The organism is Rummeliibacillus sp. G93 (assembly GCF_023515935.1).
Classification (GTDB): Bacteria; Bacillota; Bacilli; order Bacillales_A; family Planococcaceae; genus Rummeliibacillus; species Rummeliibacillus stabekisii.
Genome location: NZ_CP097314.1, coordinates 1592697 through 1611079, shown reverse-complemented (window position 1 = coordinate 1611079; position 18383 = coordinate 1592697). Strand labels below are relative to the sequence as shown.

Here is an 18383-nt window from a genome sequence, read left to right as displayed (position 1 = left end):
GCAACTCACATTGCTTACCTTAGAAAGTACGGCCAGTCATTTACTGACGATACTCTTGCACATGATTACGGATGCTTACCGGTATAGCCTACTAAGAAAAATCTTTTCGGTACACAGCTCCAAGATGAATTCTCAATCGTTTTACATGCACCTCTCAACAACCGGTAACTTTCTGTTTGTAAAAATGAATTGATACTATTTCTTTTCATAGCCTTTATTTTATACAAATGTTTTTGAATTGTTTTTAATTTTATATTAAAAAAATTTTTTGTCAATATATAATTATTAAATTTTCTTAAATTATTTATGCTATTTAACTATATAAATCCTTCACTAAAAAAGGTATTCCCTACTTATAATAATGAGAGGGGCCTACATGTTTAATGAAAAAAATACCGTCGTAATGGTTTCTGATGATCATCCGGTCTTCCCAATATCCTTGATTTAATGCAGTGATTGGTTCGAACATCCACTCATTATATTTCTCTTTTTTCTGATACTTTAAATCAATGAATGAGTAGTCATAAGGTATCTCATTGAGGATAAATTCAAGACTATTCTTGCTATACTTTTTATCAAAATTCACTTGATTAGAGACTGTAGCATATCTTTCTGCTATAGTTCCATCATGCATATAAAAACCCATTATATAACTTTTCTTTTTATAATCGCTTGGTAGATTCTCATACATAGATTGTATTTTCCACTTCTGAAAAGTATTTCTATCAATATCTTTTCCTGCAATTTCGATTTGACGGTTTCGGACATGAATGTTGTGCCCCCACACGATTATTTTTTTGTCTGGGTAAACCTGAGTTGATAACCATAGCAAGTTTTCTCCCATCATTTTGTCTCTAATTATACTACTGGTTTCCTCTGTTGTGGTTTCCTCTGCTTTTTTAGCCTTATAATATCTTTCCAACATCACAAATCGGTTTTCTAATGTTTTCTCTAATACTTTTGCAAGATTTTTTTCGTTCGGATATTCACGCTTTAATTCTTCTGAATGGGTATGTATGAATGCTATTATCTCTTGATAGGAATTCTTAACGTTACTTAATTCTTCTCTTGAAAGGCTATTTCCCTCGACCATTTTATTATTGTATGTTTCAAACCAGTTCAATTCTATTTCTTTATATCGTTGCGCAAGCTTATCATTATAAATTTTAATCCAATTACTTAGAAATTGAAAAAAATAACCTGTCCCCCTCATATCAAATCCTCCGAAAGATAGGTCATTTGTGTTTCGTTGTTGTATTAAATAATCAATTAAGGGTTTTGTTTCTTGATTATTCCACGGAGAAAGAAATGCAGATAATATTTCATTTGAATTCATATACTGGTTGATTGAACTTTCTGCAGAAACAGCAGCTCCCTCACCAATATTTCCTTCGAATAACACAACATCAAATCCTAATTCTTCGTGCAAGTATTTTATTAATCTTACTTTGGACTGGCTATATTCAGAGATGCCATGTGAACTTTCACCGAGAAATACATACTTTTTGTCCTTTAAAATTGGCGACAAAAATTTCAAGTCTGAATAATCATTGGATGTCAACGAGTTAATTTTATGACTATGGGTTATTAACCATGATTTTTCAGCATTTTTATGAGTATAAATGACAGATATTACTACGATAATAAGGAGAACTATAATCGTAAACGAGTATTTATTGAAGTTCTTAATGACTTTTTACCCCTCCAAATTTAGAATTATTTGTAATAATTTCTTTTATATAGGTTCGTTATGAAAGAGCCTATATCCTTCATGAGACTATATAAATAATCATCCGAAATTTCAAAGACTAATTTCAAAGGGAGCAATGATATGAAAACAATTTTATTAATCCAATTCGCTCTTTTTTCAACGTTTATTGGTGATATTTCACATAATGATTTAGATCAAAATACGAATAATAAACATACGATCTCTACTTATTACAAATGGGGACAAGTTGCTATTCAAAAAACAAAAGAGCAATATCCTCAAGCTAAAATTATTGATTATTTTCAAGTTGGAAAAGTTTCCATCACAGATTACTCTATAGAAAAGTTTAGATTTTGGATAAAAGATAGTAATAAAGAATTTGGAGTGTATGTTGATCTTAAAATTAATAATTCAACTGGAGAATTAATTGAAATTCAGTTTAAAGAAACAAAAACCGAACTGACCCAAGGCACTTTATCAGCACCGTGAACAGTTCGGCTATTTTTATGGATGAATAAGTAGTTATCAAGTTTTGTATGTGATTTCAGTAAAATATAGGTGGTCAATACCGTAAAGAAAAGAAAGGTATTCTTTAATTTTCAGTGCATGTTTCCCTTTCTTCTAAACGTTCCGCCCTTTTTTACTATTATAAAAACTACAGGAACTAATATTGGTATCATCGAAATAATAGCTAGAGACACCGCTAAATTATTTTCAACCAACTTAAGATTTCCTAATACAAAACCTATAATAAGCCAAAAGAAAGTCCACAGAACTGCGCCTATACTATTGAATTTTAAAAAAGTATAAAATGGATAATTTGTATACGCACTTACACAAGGAATAGTTGTTCGCATAAACGGAATAAACCGTGAAATGATTATAGAAATATCTCTATAACGTTGGATAAATGCTTCTGCTGATTGTATTTGGTTCTCCTTTAAGAAATTCAGCCTTGGCTTTTTATGCTGCCATTTTCTTATTAAAGTACCTATATAATAGTTCTGACTATCTCCGCTTATTGTTGCAAATATAAAGAGAGCTAATAAAATCCATAGATTCAATTCCCCTACTGCAGCTAGTGCAGCGCTTGCAAATACTATAGAGTCCCCCGGCAAAAATGTTAAAACAATAAACGCGGTTTTTAAATAAACAACTAGAAATAAGAAAATGTAAATTTGCACACCATATATATCTGTTAAATTATCTAAGTTTTTATCTAAATTAGAAATAATATGCCCTATGTTCATTATTCCTTCTCACATCCTTGTTATTTAAAGTATAGTATATGATAAAGAATCTTATTAAATCCTTAAGTTTACTCCTTTACACCTCTTAATAAAATAAGTCCATTTAGATACATATTTAATTGCGTATAGACTTTATTATCTGATAATATAAATTTAGAATATTAACATCTATAGTAGTCCACCCTGTTTTAAATTGAGTGGATTTTATTTTAACTATAATCCTAGTAAACCTCTAAGTCTTATTTATTTTAATTGTGGGGTGTATATATGAAAGAGATATTTATAAGAACTGATCTACAGCGTAATTGGCTGCACAAACTTGAAACATTACGAGCCGAGCTTTCCGCAGATTCTTTAGAAATTGATAAAAATGCTCTTTTTCCAATAAGAAACTTTGAAACTCTCAGAAAAGCGGGTTATCCCAAAATTACTTTACCTAAAGAATATGGCGGAGAAGGTTTTTCTGTGTATGACATGATTCTTCTTCAAGAAACGTTAGCAAGCTATGACGCAAATACTTCGTTAGCAATTGGCTGGACACTAGGCATTATCGGCGAGCTTTATGAACATAAGCTATGGGATCCAGCACTATTAGAATCATTTTCAAAAGAAGTACAGAAAAATATCTTTATTAATCGGGCCGTAAGTGAAGCTCATACCGGTAGCCCAACGCGGGGCGGCCGTCCTGCTACACATGCTGTACGTGCAAAGAATGGTTGGACTATAAACGGCCGTAAGATTTTCACAACTGCTTCACCAATTTTAGACTATTTCATAGTAAGCGCTTGGATTGAGGAACAACAAGTAATCGGCTTTTTCCTCATCAATAAGGATGTTCCCGGGTTATCAATCGAAGAAACTTGGGATGTAATGTCCATGCGAGGTACGGGCAGCCATGATTTAGTGCTTGAAAATGTCCAGGTGGAAGCTTCAGCACTTGTTGAATATCCGCAAAGTCCTTTTGGAGGCACGCATATCAATGGCTGGATTTTGCAAATTCCTGCCACATATCTTGGGATTGCCCAGGCTGCACGTGACTATGTAGTAAACTTTGCCAATCATCATCAACCTAATAGCTTGAATGCGCCGATTGCTACTCTTCCTAACGTACAGCAGCATATAGGAAATATTGAATTAAAGCTGGATCAAGCACGCTTTACTTTATATGGGGCTGCCGAGGCATACGATGATTTAGAAAGGCGTCCATATTTAACAAATGAACTGGCAGTGGCGAAACACACTGTTACTAACGCAGCAATTGAAATTGTAGATATTGCTATGCGAATTGCAGGCGCAAAAAGTCTTCAGAATTCAAATCCTTTACAACGCTATTATCGAGATGTCCGGGCTGGTCTTCATAATCCACCAATGGATGACATGACTATTACGAAGCTGGCACAAACCGCGATTGACCAGGGTAAACAATCAAAATCATAATCATAAATTCCATATAAACAAAAATAAAAAAGCCTATAAAATCTTAGTAAAAGAATTTACAGGCTTTTTATCAACTTTTGTCTTGTTCATCTATTAGTTCACCAGGAAATATTGTTAATTCATTTATAAAGATCTCTTTGGCCAAATAAAATATGAAATCGATATTACAAAGTCAATACCTATTATCAAAGTCCATAATTGTAGGATTTCATAAAAAGGCGCATTTTGTACGTGATTATTTGTTATTAAAATCATACCAAATAATAATAATGCACCTATTATATAAGCAAAAACATGTTGTCCAAATGATTTCATACCATGACGAGCAAATTCCATCCCATATCTTTTAACAGGTTTAGAGCCATCTTTCATAATATAATACCGAAATTTCTCATCAAGCCAAGCAATCATGCTTTTACCAAATGCGATAGAACTGCCAATATAAACAGCGGCGATAGCATGTGCAGCTGTAGGCTTAGCACCAAAGTAAATATCCAATCCTGCTACAACCAGCAAAATTAAATCGATTAAAGGGACAGACGTAAAAAACAATAGGCTTAACTTTTTTCGCTTAAATACATACCTTAAAGTCAGTCCGACTAATATAACCACCCAAAATGCGATTTCACAAGCAACGATCAACCAGGCGATCAAGTTCAATTCTTCACCTCCACTTTTCTCTTGTACTTCGTTCAATGTTACAAGTTACGTTCTCTTATAAATTTTCTTTGGAAATTAGTCCTGTACTTCATTATTATTACTGTATTTTACAAATAGCAATTTGACAATCGTTTTTTAAAAGAAATTAAAATATTCTGTTACTGTCATTTTTTTCATTTTTATATAGACTAGCAAGGTTTATAAAATTGCTCTTATATAAATAAACTAGATAAGGTTAATTGAAATTAAGTAAAAAATTGTAAGGATTTTTTAAAACTAAAATGGTGCCTGCCCATTTTTATAAAAAATGAGTCAGACACCATTAAATAATTGTTCTAAACTATTATTTCTCTTAGTCTTACGCAGCTACATCTCGTTTTGTAAATACACCAAATGCAAGAAGCATAAAGACAATAAAGTAAATTAATAACATTGTAATAGAGAATCCTAGTGTCATACCATCAACCATTGGGATTCCATCGAAGTATTGAGATAGATCTGTATTAGCAAATAAGATGTATTTAGCCCAATTATACTGAGCGGCAATAATCGCTGTGACAGTACTACCCATAAATAAAAGGAAAATCGATAAACCTGTAGCTAATGAACTATTTCTAAATACAGCTGAAATCATAAATGCCATAGTAGTAATCATGATAACATCGATTGAAGCCAACAAATATCTTTTGATTAAATATAGAAGCATATTCTGCTCTACAACTGTTCCATTGGCATATGCAAGATGTGCATTATTCCCATCACCTGTACCGAATAATGCAAATCCTAAAATGGCAGCGCTAATAAATAAGATAGCTAATAAAAATACATCAAATATAATAACAGTTAAATATTTGGATAACAGAATTTTCGTTCGTTTAATAGGACGAATAAGCAACAGCTTGATTGTTCCCCATCCAAACTCGCTTGCCACAATTCCGGCTGCGACAATAATCGTAAACAATCCAGCAAATGAAATGAATGACGCACTGTCATAAATAAATGACCAACCTGTTTCAGCTTGCTCAGGAGGTAAATTATGATCTAAACGATATTGATTAATAGCTATATCTCTTTCTAAGCTTTGCTTATAGGTATTTGCTGATTTTGGAAGACCTTTCATTTCCTTCTTATACTCTTTTGTTTCTTGTTGTAATTCCTGCTTCCATTGCGGATTTGTACTCTGGCCTGAATCTCCATACACCTTTGTCAGAATGCCAGTCCCTAACACCGCAAGGACTAGTAGCCCAATCATTACGTAAGTTCCAGGTCGTTTAAATATTTTAATCCATTCATTTTTTATAAGATTAAGCATGCTTCTCCCCCCCTGTCGTAACTTCCATAAAGCGATCTTCTAGTGTTTTTGCTATTGGTTTTACTTCGTAAATTGAAATGCCTGCTTCAGTGAATTTTTGAATCATTTTTGGTACTTCTTCTTTTTCAAGCTCAATTTCATATCCTTTGTCCACTTTTTCATATAGAATGTTATCTAGTATACCAACATTCTCCAAATTGACCTCGAAGAAGTATTTTTGTTTTGTGTCATTTACATAATCGTGAACTTTTTGTATGTCTACGAGCTTCCCATTTTGGATAATTGCTATACGATCACACATCATTTCCATTTCAGATAATAGATGGCTCGAAACAATTACCGACATTCCTTTTTCTTTCGTCAGCTTTTTCAAATGATCTCGAATTTCTCTTATTCCCGCTGGGTCAAGACCATTTGTAGGTTCGTCTAAAATCATTACTTTTGGGTCGTGAAGCAAACTTTGGGCCAGGCCTAATCGTTGTCTCATTCCAAGTGAATACGTTTTAACTTTATCGTGAATGCGTTCTTTTAAACCGACAAATTCGACTACTTCGTCGATCTTTTGCTTTGATATACCTTTTATCATACGAGCATATTGCATTAGATTTTGATAACCAGTTAAAAATTTGTACATCTCTGGATTCTCTACGATACCTCCAATATTCATCAGAGCAGCTTCGAATTCTTTTTCTACATTTTTGCCGCAAATTAAGATTTCGCCTGATGTAATTCCCATCAATCCTACCATCATACGAATAGTTGTTGTTTTTCCCGCTCCATTAGGTCCAAGAAAGCCAAATACTTCTCCCTCTTCAATAGTGAAGCTCAAATCATCAATAATTTTCTTCCCTTTGATTACTTTCGTTACATGGTTCAATTGTACAACCGGACTAGCCATTCATCTTCGCCTCCATATTCTTTGCAGTATCCTTAAACCAATCTAATACCGATAGTCCTTCTTCTTCTCTTAACTCCTCTACATTTTTCTGACCAATTATGTTCCCGTGGAAAATGACAATCGCTTCATCAAGTAGAGGTTCGATTTCATCGATTTCATGTGTCGCAATAATCACTGTTTGTAAATCAAAATTAATGTAGGACAATAAGCTCTTCACGATGGAATCGCGAACCATTGGATCAAGACCTGAAAATGGCTCATCTAAAAGAAGTACAGGTGCATTTCTTGAGAGCGCCAAAACAAGTTTTAACCGGCCCCTAGTTCCCTTTGATAATTGTTTTATCTTTTTTTCTCGTTCCAGCTTCATTTCTTTCAATAATTCTTCGGCTTTTACAGAATCAAAATCAGTAAATTGGGTTGCATAATAATCTACCATATTCGCTACTGTAAAGCCTGGATAAAACATATCAAGTTCAGTTAAATAAGCCACATTTTTAGAAATTTTTCTTGATACTTCTTCATTTCCAACTTCCACTTTGCCGCTATTTGGATAAACAAGACCAGCAATCATTTTTAGAGTAGTGGACTTCCCACTGCCATTAGGTCCCAGTAGCCCATAAATTTTGCCTGTTTCGAATGTAAGAGAAACATTCTTTAAAGAAAATTCTTTTCCATACTTTTTCGAAACATTGCTTAGTTTAACGGCCATCCTGCTCCCCCCTTAAATATTGCTTTAATCCTTCCGTTATATCTTCTTCCGAGAGCCCAAGTCCTCTCATGCTTTGGACAAAACGATCAATAATTTCTCGTTGTAACTGAGTTTTTAATGAATCCACAATCTCTTCATTTTGTGTGACAAATGTTCCTTGGCCACGCTTCGTTTCCACAATTCCCATCCTTTCCATCTCACTATACGTTCTTTGGACTGTGTTAGGGTTAACACCTGATACGATCGCCATTTCTCGTACAGACGGAAGTTTCTCGCCTGGTCTGATCTCTCCTCTTACGATTTGGGATGACAAATGATCGGCTATTTGGATATAGATGGGCTTTGATGCTTGAAATTCTTTTGTCATCTTCTACACCTCAACTTTCCGGTCGAGAAGCAGGCAGGATATTACAAATAATCCAACAGAAATAGCCACATACAAAACAAGAGTTAAAACCGGTAAATTCATTGTATTTAATCCAAGCGTATAACCCGCATGACTGTATTTAAAACTCGCACCCATTATAACGGGGATCTTCCATTTAGTTAATATGTCTTGTAAAACATCGATACTTTCTAAAAAAGAAGAAATTAGGCTCAGCAGTATGAACAAAACAAACACGAAGAGCCAGCGCCAACTTTTCATTTTCGGATATTTACCTAATGAGTGATAAACCGTCCAATAAAACAAACACCAGAGAGAAAAATATAAGCTTATCAATACTAAACCGGCGTTAAAACCGGTAAATTCATTGTATTTAATCCAAGCGTATAACCCGCATGACTGTATTTAAAACTCGCACCCATTATAACGGGGATCTTCCATTTAGTTAATATGTCTTGTAAAACATCGATACTTTCTAAAAAAGAAGAAATTAGGCTCAGCAGTATGAACAAAACAAACACGAAGAGCCAGCGCCAACTTTTCATTTTCGGATATTTACCTAATGAGTGATAAACCGTCCAATAAAACAAACACCAGAGAGAAAAATATAAGCTTATCAATACTAAACCGGCGTTTAGTGTGGTCAATTCGATAAATAAATCTGCTTTATCCAAAATAAATAAATCTTTGAAGAACAGATAGATCACTAACCCAACACAAGTTATAAATAATTGAGCGATCAGCTGATATGCAATGGAAATAACTATCTTTGACAGAATCAATAATTTGCTGTTTTGAGGGTTATAAAGCCATAATTGGGTTTTCCCTTCTAAACGAAGCATAGATAGTAGCATCCCCGGCAAGAAAAATACATGAAAACCAAGTAGCATGATGACGGCTATCGGTAGAAAAGATAATGGCTGGTGAAAATAAACTTCTAAGGCGAATGGTAAAATCAAAAACAACGCAAGAAATCCAATCCATAAAAAGAACCAATTTTTCGAAATATGAAAGTCCTTTTTCAATAGCCCTTGAAAAGCTAACATGTAATACACATCCTTCTGTCACTCTGTCTTAGTGTCCTAATTAAATAGTACACTAAGACAGAAATAAAAATCAACAGAAATTTGAAGAAAAATTATATAACTGTAAAATAAAGTATTAATCTATAGCATGCTATAATTCTTTTCTAATTCTCTTTAATAAATTCAGTGCATCTTGAGTCGATTGAATTAAAGCTGGTCTACCCTTCTTGACCCTTAACTTCATAGCTTCTATTAAACAGGTTTCTGCTTCATCTAATCTCTTTAACTCTAAGAGACATTTCCCTTTGTGCTGCAAAACAAAGTCCAGATATTCATCGGTTTTATTTTCTTTGCCTAATTTCATCGCAAAATTAAAATGCTCTATAGCTATTCCATGTTCATTATCATACTTATACGCCTCGCCAAGTCGAATGGAAGTAATAATTTCTTTTGTTGTGCTTTTTTCTTTCTGAGCATACAAAAGACAGTACTTTAAACAAGCAATGGCCTTCTTTTGCTTTCCATTAATTCTATATAAATTGCCTAATGCTCCATTTAAAATATATAATTCCTCCTCTTTCAAATCCTGTTTCAATAAGCATTGAGCTTGAATAATCAAATCTTTTACTTTAGAACCGTCAGTAGGTTTTTCTCTTAAATAATCTGTTGAATCAAAATATGTTAGATTATTTATCTCATTCATTTTTTCCCTAAAACTTTGTATCGTCAACTTAAAGTCCCCCTTGGAAACTCGTTCAGTCTATATATTAATACAATAACTCCCAATTAAAAACCTTGTTTTTTCAGAAAATAAAATAATTTCTCCACTAGTATGTTTTACAAAGTAGTTAACATATGATACAGTACTATTATGTTATACAAAGTAGTGAGGCGAGCAAATGAAAGAAACCCAATTGTTAAAGGGCGTACTGGAGGGCTGTGTCTTAGCCATCATTAAGCGACAACAAGTTTATGGCTATGAGCTGGTACAAATTATGAGGGATTATGGATTTACTACAATTGTCGGCGGGACCATCTATCCTTTGCTACAGAAATTAGAAAAACAGGGGCTTATTAAGAGCAAGGAGTTAACTTCACCAGATGGGCCTAATAGGAAATACTTTTTTATCACAGCTTATGGTGAAGAGCAATTAATGAGTTTTGAAGAACAATGGAATTCATTAATAATAAAGGTTAACCGAATAGTAGAAAATGAGGAGAGTGAATAAAGTGGCAAATTCTTCAGCCGAACAATTGGTTGAGCAAAATAATCATCTTAGAGAACTTTTGTCCAAAGAAAATAAGGCGTACTACGAAGATATTTTAATGTACATGCGTACTCTTGGTCTTTTCTATAATGAATTGGAAACAGAAAAGCAATTAATGATGATATTACAAGATATATTAGAAGCACAGAAAAATGGTGAATCTGCAGAAAGCTTTTTTGGAAAACACCCAAAAGAAATGGTAGACCAAATAACAAAACAGTATGATAGACCCTCTTGGAAATCCATCTTTAAAATGAGTGGCTGGCTATTCTTAATTAGTTCTTTGTTTGTATTCATAGGAAGTTTTACAGCTCCCCTTTTACAAATAAACATCTTTGTTCTTTTAATGAATGGGGTGTTTTCAATTGCTTTGATTTATGGTTTGTTTAAATTAATTCATGTGAGTATTTATATGAAGGCGAAATTACCGAAGTTTATACAATTTTTCATATTATGGTTGATATTTATGCTATCATTCGGCATCTTTTTCCTCATTCAGTTTTATGCACCTAAGCAAGGTATCGTTAAAATTGGTCCTCCAATAGATTGGATTCTGATCATTGGTGTCGTTTTGACTGCTGTCTTGTATATCTCTACCAAAAAGAAACGAGAATTCTATGGCGCCCTTGCTTTTATCTTAACCTTAGGAATCTTTGGTCTATTATTAAGAATTCCTCAAACAAGAGAGTATCTGCAAAATGATCAAAATCATATTTATATGATGCTTGGCGTTATTCTCCCATTTGCTTTATTTATATTGATTAATTTGTTTACACTCTGGAAAATGAAGGATGATCAAAAGGTTTAATTCTTTTTAAAATTTGGTTGAAAGGCAGAAAATCTTTTGAAATCTTTTTATATTCTTTGTAGAATAAGAAGAGAAAGATTTAACGAGGAAACGAGGTTATCTCATGTCATTACAACATTCAGATAAAAAAACTTATTCACCTGAGGAACTACTAAAGGAAATACAGCGATTAGCAGAACTCTTACAAAAAGAGGATTTGTCAGAAGAAGAGTATCTCAAAGAAAAAGAGAAACTCATGGAAAAATTAAATAAATAATTAAACAGGCTATTCTTAAGTTCTTCGGACTTAAGAATAGCCTGTTTTCTTTTCTACTACAATACTTTTTCTAAGAAATCCTTTGCACGCTGTGTGGAAGGATTGTTAAAGAAGTCTGTTGGTGAAGCATCTTCAATGAGTTGGCCACCGTCCAAGAAGAATATCCTGTCTGCCACTTCACGAGCAAATCCCATTTCATGCGTGACGATCAACATGGTCATCCCTGTTTTAGTCAACGATTTCATTACATCTAGCACTTCTTTAACCATCTCTGGATCTAGCGCTGATGTAGGTTCATCAAATAACATAAGGTCAGGTTCCATCGCCAATGCTCTTGCTATGGCTACACGCTGTTTTTGGCCGCCAGATAACCGATTTGGGTATTCATCTTTTTTCTCCAAAAGACCTACTTGCTTTAACAGCTCCTCTCCCCTTTTTTCAGCATTCTCCTTTGAGATTTTCAATACTTTCATGGGAGCATACGTCAAATTCTCCATTACCGTTCTATGGGGAAAAAGATGAAAATGCTGGAATACCATGCCTACTTTTTCACGAATTTTCATTAAGTCTGTTTTTTTCTCAGTGATCAACTGATCGTTAATTTGGATATCACCGCTAGTTGGTGTTTCTAGCATGTTGATACAGCGTAAAAATGTTGATTTACCAGAGCCGGATGGGCCGATGATCGCAATTATTTCGCCATCTTGAACAGTTGTTGAGATTCCTTTTAGCACTTCATTATTGCCAAATGTTTTGTGCAAGTCTTGTACTTTAATCACCTATTCTCATCCTTTTCTCAACCAATTTTCCTGCATATGATAGTATCAGTACAATAATATAATAGATTAAACCTGCTACTAGCAATGGCTCGATATAGTGGAATGTAGATCCACCCACAATATAAGCGCGTCTCATAATATCGAGTGCTCCAATTACTGTAACGATAGCGGATTCTTTTGTTAGCGAGATAAACTCGTTCATTAAAGCAGGAATAATATTTTTTAAAGCTTGTGGCAAGATAATGTCTTTCATCATGCTCGTATAGGATACGCCAAGCGCTTGGGCAGCTTCACTCTGCCCTTTATCTACGGCCATAATACCGCCACGAATAATTTCTGAAATATAAGCAGCTGAATTAAGTGAGAAAGCTAATATTGCTGCTGGCATAGGGCTTATGTCAATGCTTGGGAACATTTGCGGTATTCCCATATAAATAATGATTAATTGCAAAACAAGCGGTGTACCGCGGAATACAGATGTATAAAAATCTGCAAGCCATTGTAACGGTTTTATTCCGCTTAACTTAATGAGTGATAATAATACACCCAAAATAAAGCCAAAAACACACGCGAACGCGGCTATCTCTAGCGTCACGCCAATCCCTTTTAAGATATAAGGGATGGAGTCTGCAATGGCTGAAAAATCTAGATTCATCTAAACTACCTACTTCCCTTAATTAATCAACTTTGAACCATTTGGCTTTCATCTTATCGATTTCGCCAGAGTCATTTAATTCTTTTACAGCTTTATTGAAATCTTTCACTAATTTGCTACCTTTAGGGAAAGCTGCTGCTTTTTTCTGGTTATCGACACCATCAATCGTCGAGAATTTTAGATCTTTATTTTGTTTAACATAATTTTTAGCTACAATATCTTCTAATACAATGGCGTCTAGTCTTCCTAATTTCACTTCTTGAATCAATTCTGGTACTCTGTCACGCGTTTCTACTTTTACTCTTGGCACTTTATCTGCAATTTCGTTGGCTGTATCTTCTTCAATGGATGAAACCTGCGCACCGACTTTTTTACCTTTCAAATCCTCAAGTTTGTCGTATGTCACATCTTTTTTAGTAATGAGATAATCTTCTGTATCATAGTAGGAATCCGTAAAGTCCACCACTTTAGAACGTTTTTCATCTGGTGTAATGCCCGCCATCGCAAAATCAATTTTTTTTGCTTGTACGGATGGAATTAAACTATTAAACTCCATATCTTGTATTTTCAATTGATAACCCATTTTTTTAGTTACTGCATTGGCGAAATCAACGTCAAATCCAATAATTTCATCTGACTTTGCTGCATCGATGTATTCAAATGGTGCGAAGTCTGCTGATGTGCCCATCACTAAAACCTTTTTTTGATTGTTATCGGAAGATGAACCATCCTTGCTGGAATCTGATCCGCACCCTGCTAGAGTTAATGATAATACTGCTGCTGCTGTAAATAACCATTTCTTTTTCATTGTCCAAATCTCCTATCTCGTCATTGTTTCAATAAAACCACCCTATGTAACATCGTGTTTTATTATGAATTCATATGAATAATTATAGATTTTAATTTATAATTATAATAACATATTAATAAAAAAAAAAAAGCATTTTTTGCATAAAAATAAATATAATCTATTAAAAATATATTAACAGAATCTTTAAATAATTACAATTACATTTGTATAATTTTGTCTAATTACCTTATTCCTCAGGCAATAATCATTTCGGATTCAATTGATAATGTTATGAAGGCAGTCTAAAGCAAGATTCCGCCAGGTTTCTATCAGAAAACTCATTTAGTCGTGATACTCTGCATTTCCAATCTGTATTTTATGATGTCAACGAGTTTATTACGTTAATTTATTGCCATCCCATGCATTGGCGTATTCTTCATTATCCTGTATGAAATTTATTTTATACAGCTAGCCAAATTAAATTTACCTACATTTGAAAACCCTTCTTCAAACTAACCACCATTCGGACACTCATTAAAACGATAGCTTATGCATTCCATCAATGAATGTTTTTTGTATGAGAATAGTCAGATTAATACAAACTGATATTAACATTTACTTCGCAAAACCTGATTATGAGGAAATTGAAAGGAGTATTCATCAATGCCACTTGTCACAGTACTTGGAGGAGAAACATTTGAAGTTGAAGCTGGTAAAAAATTAGTTTTAGCCCTTGAAGATAATGGAATAGAAATCTTTCACCAGTGTGGCGGAAAAGCTAAATGTACTACTTGTAGAGTGGAAGTCTTAGCTGGAGAATACAAAGATATTTCGAAAGTAGAAAAAAACGCCTTTGCTATTAAGAATATTGACGAGAATTTATATGAAGACTGTTTACGTTTATCTTGTCAAATTCGTGTCATTGAAGACATAACTGTTAAGCCAATTATAACTTCAGAAAATAAAAAAGGCTCTAGAGGACCTAGACCTGCAGATTAACTATGCTTAGATAAAAAACGCGGTGTTTAAGGCAATACCGCGTTTTTTTATAATTGAATTATATGATTATTGTAACCTTTCTTAGCTTTTTTAAAGCTAACAAAGGCACTTCTATATCTATTGTTTTTATGCATAAAAAACCAGTTCCATTTAGGTACTGGTTAAATGCTTTATATTACCTCTATCGTAATTTGTAAATTTTTACCTTTAATAAACAACTTACCATTAGTATGGCTTCAAACAAAAAGAAACCTATGACCACATATTTCCCTACATCGATAATGTAATATCTAATTGAACTTAATGGACCCGTCGGCAAATGCATCGTAAAGCTTAAGTACATACCAAATGTAAAGTTTCTTGCCCATTGTGAAGTTTGGTATTGAAGTACGCCCTTTTTTATTCCATATGCCTTCAACCGTTCAATTAAACGTAATATTTCAATGCTCTCTACTATAAGAAATATAAGTGAGACAATAATCCAAAGTACAAATAAGCTTTTGCCGTCTGATATTTTCGTAATACATAACGATAATCCAGTGATTGAAAGAGCTCCGTGAATAATACAATTTGTGCTTTTCCACTCTTTTATCTGTTCACGAAATGATTGTGAACGCATCGCTCTTATAAAAAGCCATATGCTCAGGCAGTAAAAGATCAGATCTATAAGCAAAATGAATGAAATACTCCCTTTATTAAATAGGTCCGGGAATAATATAAAACCTGCAATCACTAACGATTGGGTCGCTACGCTTGGCAATAGTGCTACACCATTTATCTTATTTGCAAAAGATTTATTTTTAAATAAAAATAAGTAATTCCGAACTACTATGACAATATATCCTACATACAGAAGAATAGCCATAGAATAGAGAAATATTTGATCCCATTTCATCTGAGATAAGTGATTGTCCATATTCAATAAAACAATGGATGTAGCAGCAATCCATGTCCCTATTCCAAAACTGTTGATTGGGTCTATAATATGTTTCTTTGCAAAATCTCCTTTCTTTAGATTGAGAAGCAATAAAACAAATAGTAAAGTATAGATGATGAATAAAACACAAGCATATATCAAACCAATCACTTCATGATAATGGGGAAATAACTGAATAATACCGATTGATAAAATCCCCATTGCCATCACCACAGCTCCTGCAGGTGTAGGAATAGAAACTTCACTTACTTTAAAAAATAAATTCAAGAGAATAAATATACAGACTATCGTAGTTAGTACCATCATAATAACACAACCCTTAACAGAAAATACGTCTTCTAGTATACCTCCATTCTTAATTAGATACAAAAAAGCCCCGCTCTCGTTAAGAAAACAGGGCATACGATTACTTTACTTTAAACCATTTAACCTTCAATTCTTCTACTTTGCCTTCCTTTTCTAGCTCTTCCATAGCACGGTCAAATTTCTCTGTTAGTTTACTACCTTCAGGAAAAGCAGCTGATTTGGATTGATCTTCTTGCTCCTCAATAACATAATAGGTTAAATCCTTATTATCTTTTAGATAATTGTCTGCTACTATATCTTCTGTTATGATGGCATCTATTCTCCCTAACTTTACTTCCTGCACAAGTTCAGGAATACGATCTCGGCTTACTAATTTAACACCTTTGTACTTTTTCGCTAATGTTTTCGCTAATTTCTCTTGAATAGATGCAGTTTGAGATCCCAACACTTTCCCTGCAAGATCTGAGTCTTTTTCTATACCGCTTCCTTTCTTAGTAAGAATGTATTCCTTTGTATCATAGTAGGAACTTGAGAAATCTACTACCTTATCACGTTCTTCATTTGGCGTCATACCAGCAAGTACGAAATCTACTTTGTTCGCTTGAAGCGCAGGAATAAGGCTACTAAACTCCATATCCTTCACTTGAACTTGATAACCTAATTTCTTCATAACCGCTTTGGCTAGATCAATATCGAAACCTATTATTTCATCAGAAACTTTCGCATCAATATATTCGAAAGGTGCATAGTCTGCTGCTGTGCCCATAACAAGAACTTTTTCTTTATTTTCTGCTTGTGCATCTGAATTTTTCTCTGTATCTTTTGTTCCACAGCCTACCAACAATACTGCTAGCAAGGCTATTGCAGCAAATAACCATTTTTTCATTCTACTCACTCCGTTTATCCATATATTTTTGTATTGCATGATCAAGCATTGTTAAGCCCTCATCTATTTGTTCTTTCGTTACTGTTAAAGGCGGTATCATTCGTATCACATCGTTGTCATTACCACAAAGATAAAAGAGGACGCCTTCTTCTAGTGCATTATCCAATATCTCCTTTAATGCTATCCCATCCCCTAACCCTGTTTTTGGATCGATTATGTTAATACCAATCATTAAGCCAATTGCTCGAACTTCCCCGACCACGTCATATTTTTCTTGAATGCCCTTTAAAAATTCGACTGCATAAGCCCCTACTTGTTTTGTATTCTCGAGCAAGTTTTCTTCTTTCATTACTTCAAGCGTTGTTAAAGCAACTGAGCATGAAATTGGATTACCACCGAATGTCGTCCCATGTGAGCCCATTGGCCACTTCTCCATTAGTTCTCGGCTTGCAACAGTTGCACTTAGAGGCAGACCTGAAGCAACCCCCTTCGCTATTGCCATAATATCTGGTGTGACACCGAATGTTTGTGCAGCAAACCATTCTCCTGTGCGCCCGAAGCCAGTTTGAACTTCATCGAATATAAGCAAAATACCATACTGATTACAAAGTTCCCGGAGTTTTTGTAGCCATTCTTTCGGCGGTATAATATAGCCCCCTTCACCTAGCACAGGCTCTACGATAAATGCCGCCACTTCTTCCGGTGTAACCTGATGCTTAAAGAGTGTCTTTACATTTTTCTCAAGCAGATCCACCGTATATTGAACTGAAGCAAAGCCTGTTGGAGCTTCATTTACATTGGCATACGGTATCGAATAGACATTAGATGGGTTCAAAAATTTACGGTATTTACTTTTGGATGTTGTCACACTTAATGCACCAAGAGAACGGCCATGAAAACAACCTGTGAAAGAAATTATATAAGGTCGCCCTGTAGTAAATTTCGCTAATTTGATTGCTCCTTCAATTGCTTCAGTGCCACTATTTCCATAGAAAAAACAATCTAAATTTCCCGGTGTGATTTCCGCAAGATTCTTCGATAACTTTAATATAGATTCATACATAATAACACCAGATGGACCATGGACTAATTGATCTGCTGCATCTTTTATACTTTGAACAATTTTCGGATGACGATGACCAGTATTTGCTACAGCAATGCCTGCAGTGAAATCAAGATATGTCTTGCCGTCTGCTCCAAAATAGTAACACCCTTCTTCCTTTATCACTGGTAAATTTGGATGATCCTTTGCCATACTAGGAGCTAGATAATCGCCCATCTGTTCATATAATTCTAACCAACTCTCCATGAT

21 protein-coding genes and 1 other annotated feature (1 of these 22 only partly in view) are annotated in these 18383 nt (G+C 34.2%); of the genes, 6 read left to right on the top strand and 15 right to left on the bottom strand.

Annotation, left to right across the window (positions count from 1 at the left end; translation table 11 throughout):
- Window positions 1-218: a binding site (T-box leader), on the bottom strand (it extends 42 nt beyond the left edge of the window).
- 131 nt (window positions 219-349) lie between these two features.
- Window positions 350-1537, bottom strand: coding sequence for an erythromycin esterase family protein (locus tag M2M59_RS08000; RefSeq protein ID WP_249775949.1), 1188 nt, complete (start codon window positions 1535-1537; stop codon window positions 350-352).
- A gap of 294 nt (window positions 1538-1831) precedes the next feature.
- On the opposite strand from M2M59_RS08000, the gene M2M59_RS07995 reads away from it, so the two are divergent.
- Window positions 1832-2200, top strand: coding sequence for a DUF3889 domain-containing protein (locus M2M59_RS07995; protein WP_249775948.1), 369 nt, complete (start codon window positions 1832-1834; stop codon window positions 2198-2200).
- Window positions 2201-2310: 110 nt separating this feature from the next.
- On the opposite strand, the gene M2M59_RS07990 is transcribed toward M2M59_RS07995, so the two are convergent.
- Window positions 2311-2961 (bottom strand): DedA family protein, encoded by a 651-nt coding sequence (locus M2M59_RS07990; protein WP_249775947.1) that lies wholly within the window; start codon window positions 2959-2961, stop codon window positions 2311-2313.
- 267 nt (window positions 2962-3228) lie between these two features.
- Between M2M59_RS07990 and M2M59_RS07985 the strand changes: the two genes are divergently transcribed.
- Window positions 3229-4398 (top strand): acyl-CoA dehydrogenase family protein, encoded by a 1170-nt coding sequence (locus M2M59_RS07985; RefSeq protein WP_249775946.1) that lies wholly within the window; start codon window positions 3229-3231, stop codon window positions 4396-4398.
- 123 nt (window positions 4399-4521) lie between these two features.
- On the opposite strand, the gene M2M59_RS07980 is transcribed toward M2M59_RS07985, so the two are convergent.
- The 7 genes from M2M59_RS07980 to M2M59_RS07950 all read right to left on the bottom strand — a co-directional run bounded on the left by M2M59_RS07980 (window position 4522) and on the right by M2M59_RS07950 (window position 10117).
- The gene (locus M2M59_RS07980; protein ID WP_147193473.1) at window positions 4522-5058 is read right to left on the bottom strand and encodes a hypothetical protein; all 537 of its coding nucleotides are present in this window, start codon (window positions 5056-5058) and stop codon (window positions 4522-4524) included.
- A gap of 358 nt (window positions 5059-5416) precedes the next feature.
- On the bottom strand, window positions 5417-6370 hold the full coding sequence (locus tag M2M59_RS07975; protein ID WP_147193474.1) for an ABC transporter permease: 954 nt from the start codon (window positions 6368-6370) through the stop codon (window positions 5417-5419).
- Window positions 6363-7268: an ABC transporter ATP-binding protein gene (locus M2M59_RS07970; protein ID WP_249775945.1), complete on the bottom strand. Its 906-nt coding sequence runs from the start codon at window positions 7266-7268 to the stop codon at window positions 6363-6365. The genes M2M59_RS07975 and M2M59_RS07970 overlap by 8 nt, the downstream gene beginning before the upstream one ends.
- Complete coding sequence (locus tag M2M59_RS07965; RefSeq protein ID WP_249775944.1) at window positions 7261-7977, bottom strand: ABC transporter ATP-binding protein; 717 nt, start codon at window positions 7975-7977, stop codon at window positions 7261-7263. The genes M2M59_RS07970 and M2M59_RS07965 overlap by 8 nt, the downstream gene beginning before the upstream one ends.
- A complete protein-coding gene (locus M2M59_RS07960) occupies window positions 7967-8344 on the bottom strand; it encodes a GntR family transcriptional regulator (protein ID WP_147193477.1) in 378 nt (125 codons plus the stop codon). The genes M2M59_RS07965 and M2M59_RS07960 overlap by 11 nt, the downstream gene beginning before the upstream one ends.
- 356 nt (window positions 8345-8700) lie before the next feature.
- A complete protein-coding gene (locus tag M2M59_RS07955; protein WP_249775943.1) occupies window positions 8701-9408 on the bottom strand; it encodes a hypothetical protein in 708 nt (235 codons plus the stop codon).
- Window positions 9409-9538: 130 nt separating this feature from the next.
- On the bottom strand, window positions 9539-10117 hold the full coding sequence (locus tag M2M59_RS07950; protein ID WP_249775942.1) for a hypothetical protein: 579 nt from the start codon (window positions 10115-10117) through the stop codon (window positions 9539-9541).
- A 169-nt stretch (window positions 10118-10286) separates the two neighbouring features.
- On the opposite strand from M2M59_RS07950, the gene M2M59_RS07945 reads away from it, so the two are divergent.
- From M2M59_RS07945 to M2M59_RS07935, 3 genes are all read left to right on the top strand, one after another.
- Window positions 10287-10616 carry a PadR family transcriptional regulator gene (locus tag M2M59_RS07945; RefSeq protein WP_249775941.1) on the top strand — a complete coding sequence of 110 codons (330 nt, stop codon included), beginning with the start codon at window positions 10287-10289 and terminating at the stop codon, window positions 10614-10616.
- Window position 10617: 1 nt separating this feature from the next.
- Entirely contained in the window at window positions 10618-11463 is an 846-nt protein-coding gene (locus M2M59_RS07940) for a DUF1129 domain-containing protein (RefSeq protein ID WP_249775940.1), read from the top strand.
- Window positions 11464-11566: 103 nt separating this feature from the next.
- A complete protein-coding gene (locus tag M2M59_RS07935; protein ID WP_249775939.1) occupies window positions 11567-11719 on the top strand; it encodes a hypothetical protein in 153 nt (50 codons plus the stop codon).
- A 56-nt stretch (window positions 11720-11775) separates the two neighbouring features.
- Here M2M59_RS07935 and M2M59_RS07930 read toward each other — a convergent pair whose 3' ends face one another.
- From M2M59_RS07930 to M2M59_RS07920, 3 genes are read right to left on the bottom strand one after another with little or no spacing between them, the layout of a single operon-like run.
- Window positions 11776-12498, bottom strand: coding sequence for an amino acid ABC transporter ATP-binding protein (locus M2M59_RS07930; protein WP_249775938.1), 723 nt, complete (start codon window positions 12496-12498; stop codon window positions 11776-11778).
- Window positions 12491-13153, bottom strand: a complete 663-nt coding sequence (locus M2M59_RS07925) for an amino acid ABC transporter permease (RefSeq protein ID WP_249775937.1) — start codon at window positions 13151-13153, stop codon at window positions 12491-12493. Before M2M59_RS07925 ends, M2M59_RS07930 begins: the two co-directional genes overlap by 8 nt.
- Before the next feature lie 22 nt (window positions 13154-13175).
- Window positions 13176-13961: a transporter substrate-binding domain-containing protein gene (locus tag M2M59_RS07920; RefSeq protein ID WP_249775936.1), complete on the bottom strand. Its 786-nt coding sequence runs from the start codon at window positions 13959-13961 to the stop codon at window positions 13176-13178.
- A 645-nt stretch (window positions 13962-14606) separates the two neighbouring features.
- Between M2M59_RS07920 and M2M59_RS07915 the strand changes: the two genes are divergently transcribed.
- Window positions 14607-14942, top strand: coding sequence for a 2Fe-2S iron-sulfur cluster-binding protein (locus M2M59_RS07915; protein ID WP_147193485.1), 336 nt, complete (start codon window positions 14607-14609; stop codon window positions 14940-14942).
- A gap of 181 nt (window positions 14943-15123) precedes the next feature.
- Here M2M59_RS07915 and M2M59_RS07910 read toward each other — a convergent pair whose 3' ends face one another.
- The 3 genes from M2M59_RS07910 to M2M59_RS07900 form a co-directional block, all read right to left on the bottom strand.
- Window positions 15124-16185 (bottom strand): SLAC1 family transporter, encoded by a 1062-nt coding sequence (locus M2M59_RS07910; RefSeq protein WP_249775935.1) that lies wholly within the window; start codon window positions 16183-16185, stop codon window positions 15124-15126.
- Between the two features lie 100 nt (window positions 16186-16285).
- Window positions 16286-17071, bottom strand: coding sequence for a transporter substrate-binding domain-containing protein (locus M2M59_RS07905; RefSeq protein WP_249775934.1), 786 nt, complete (start codon window positions 17069-17071; stop codon window positions 16286-16288).
- A 1-nt stretch (window position 17072) separates the two neighbouring features.
- On the bottom strand, window positions 17073-18380 hold the full coding sequence (locus M2M59_RS07900; RefSeq protein ID WP_249775933.1) for an aspartate aminotransferase family protein: 1308 nt from the start codon (window positions 18378-18380) through the stop codon (window positions 17073-17075).
- Window positions 18381-18383 lie beyond the last annotated feature (3 nt).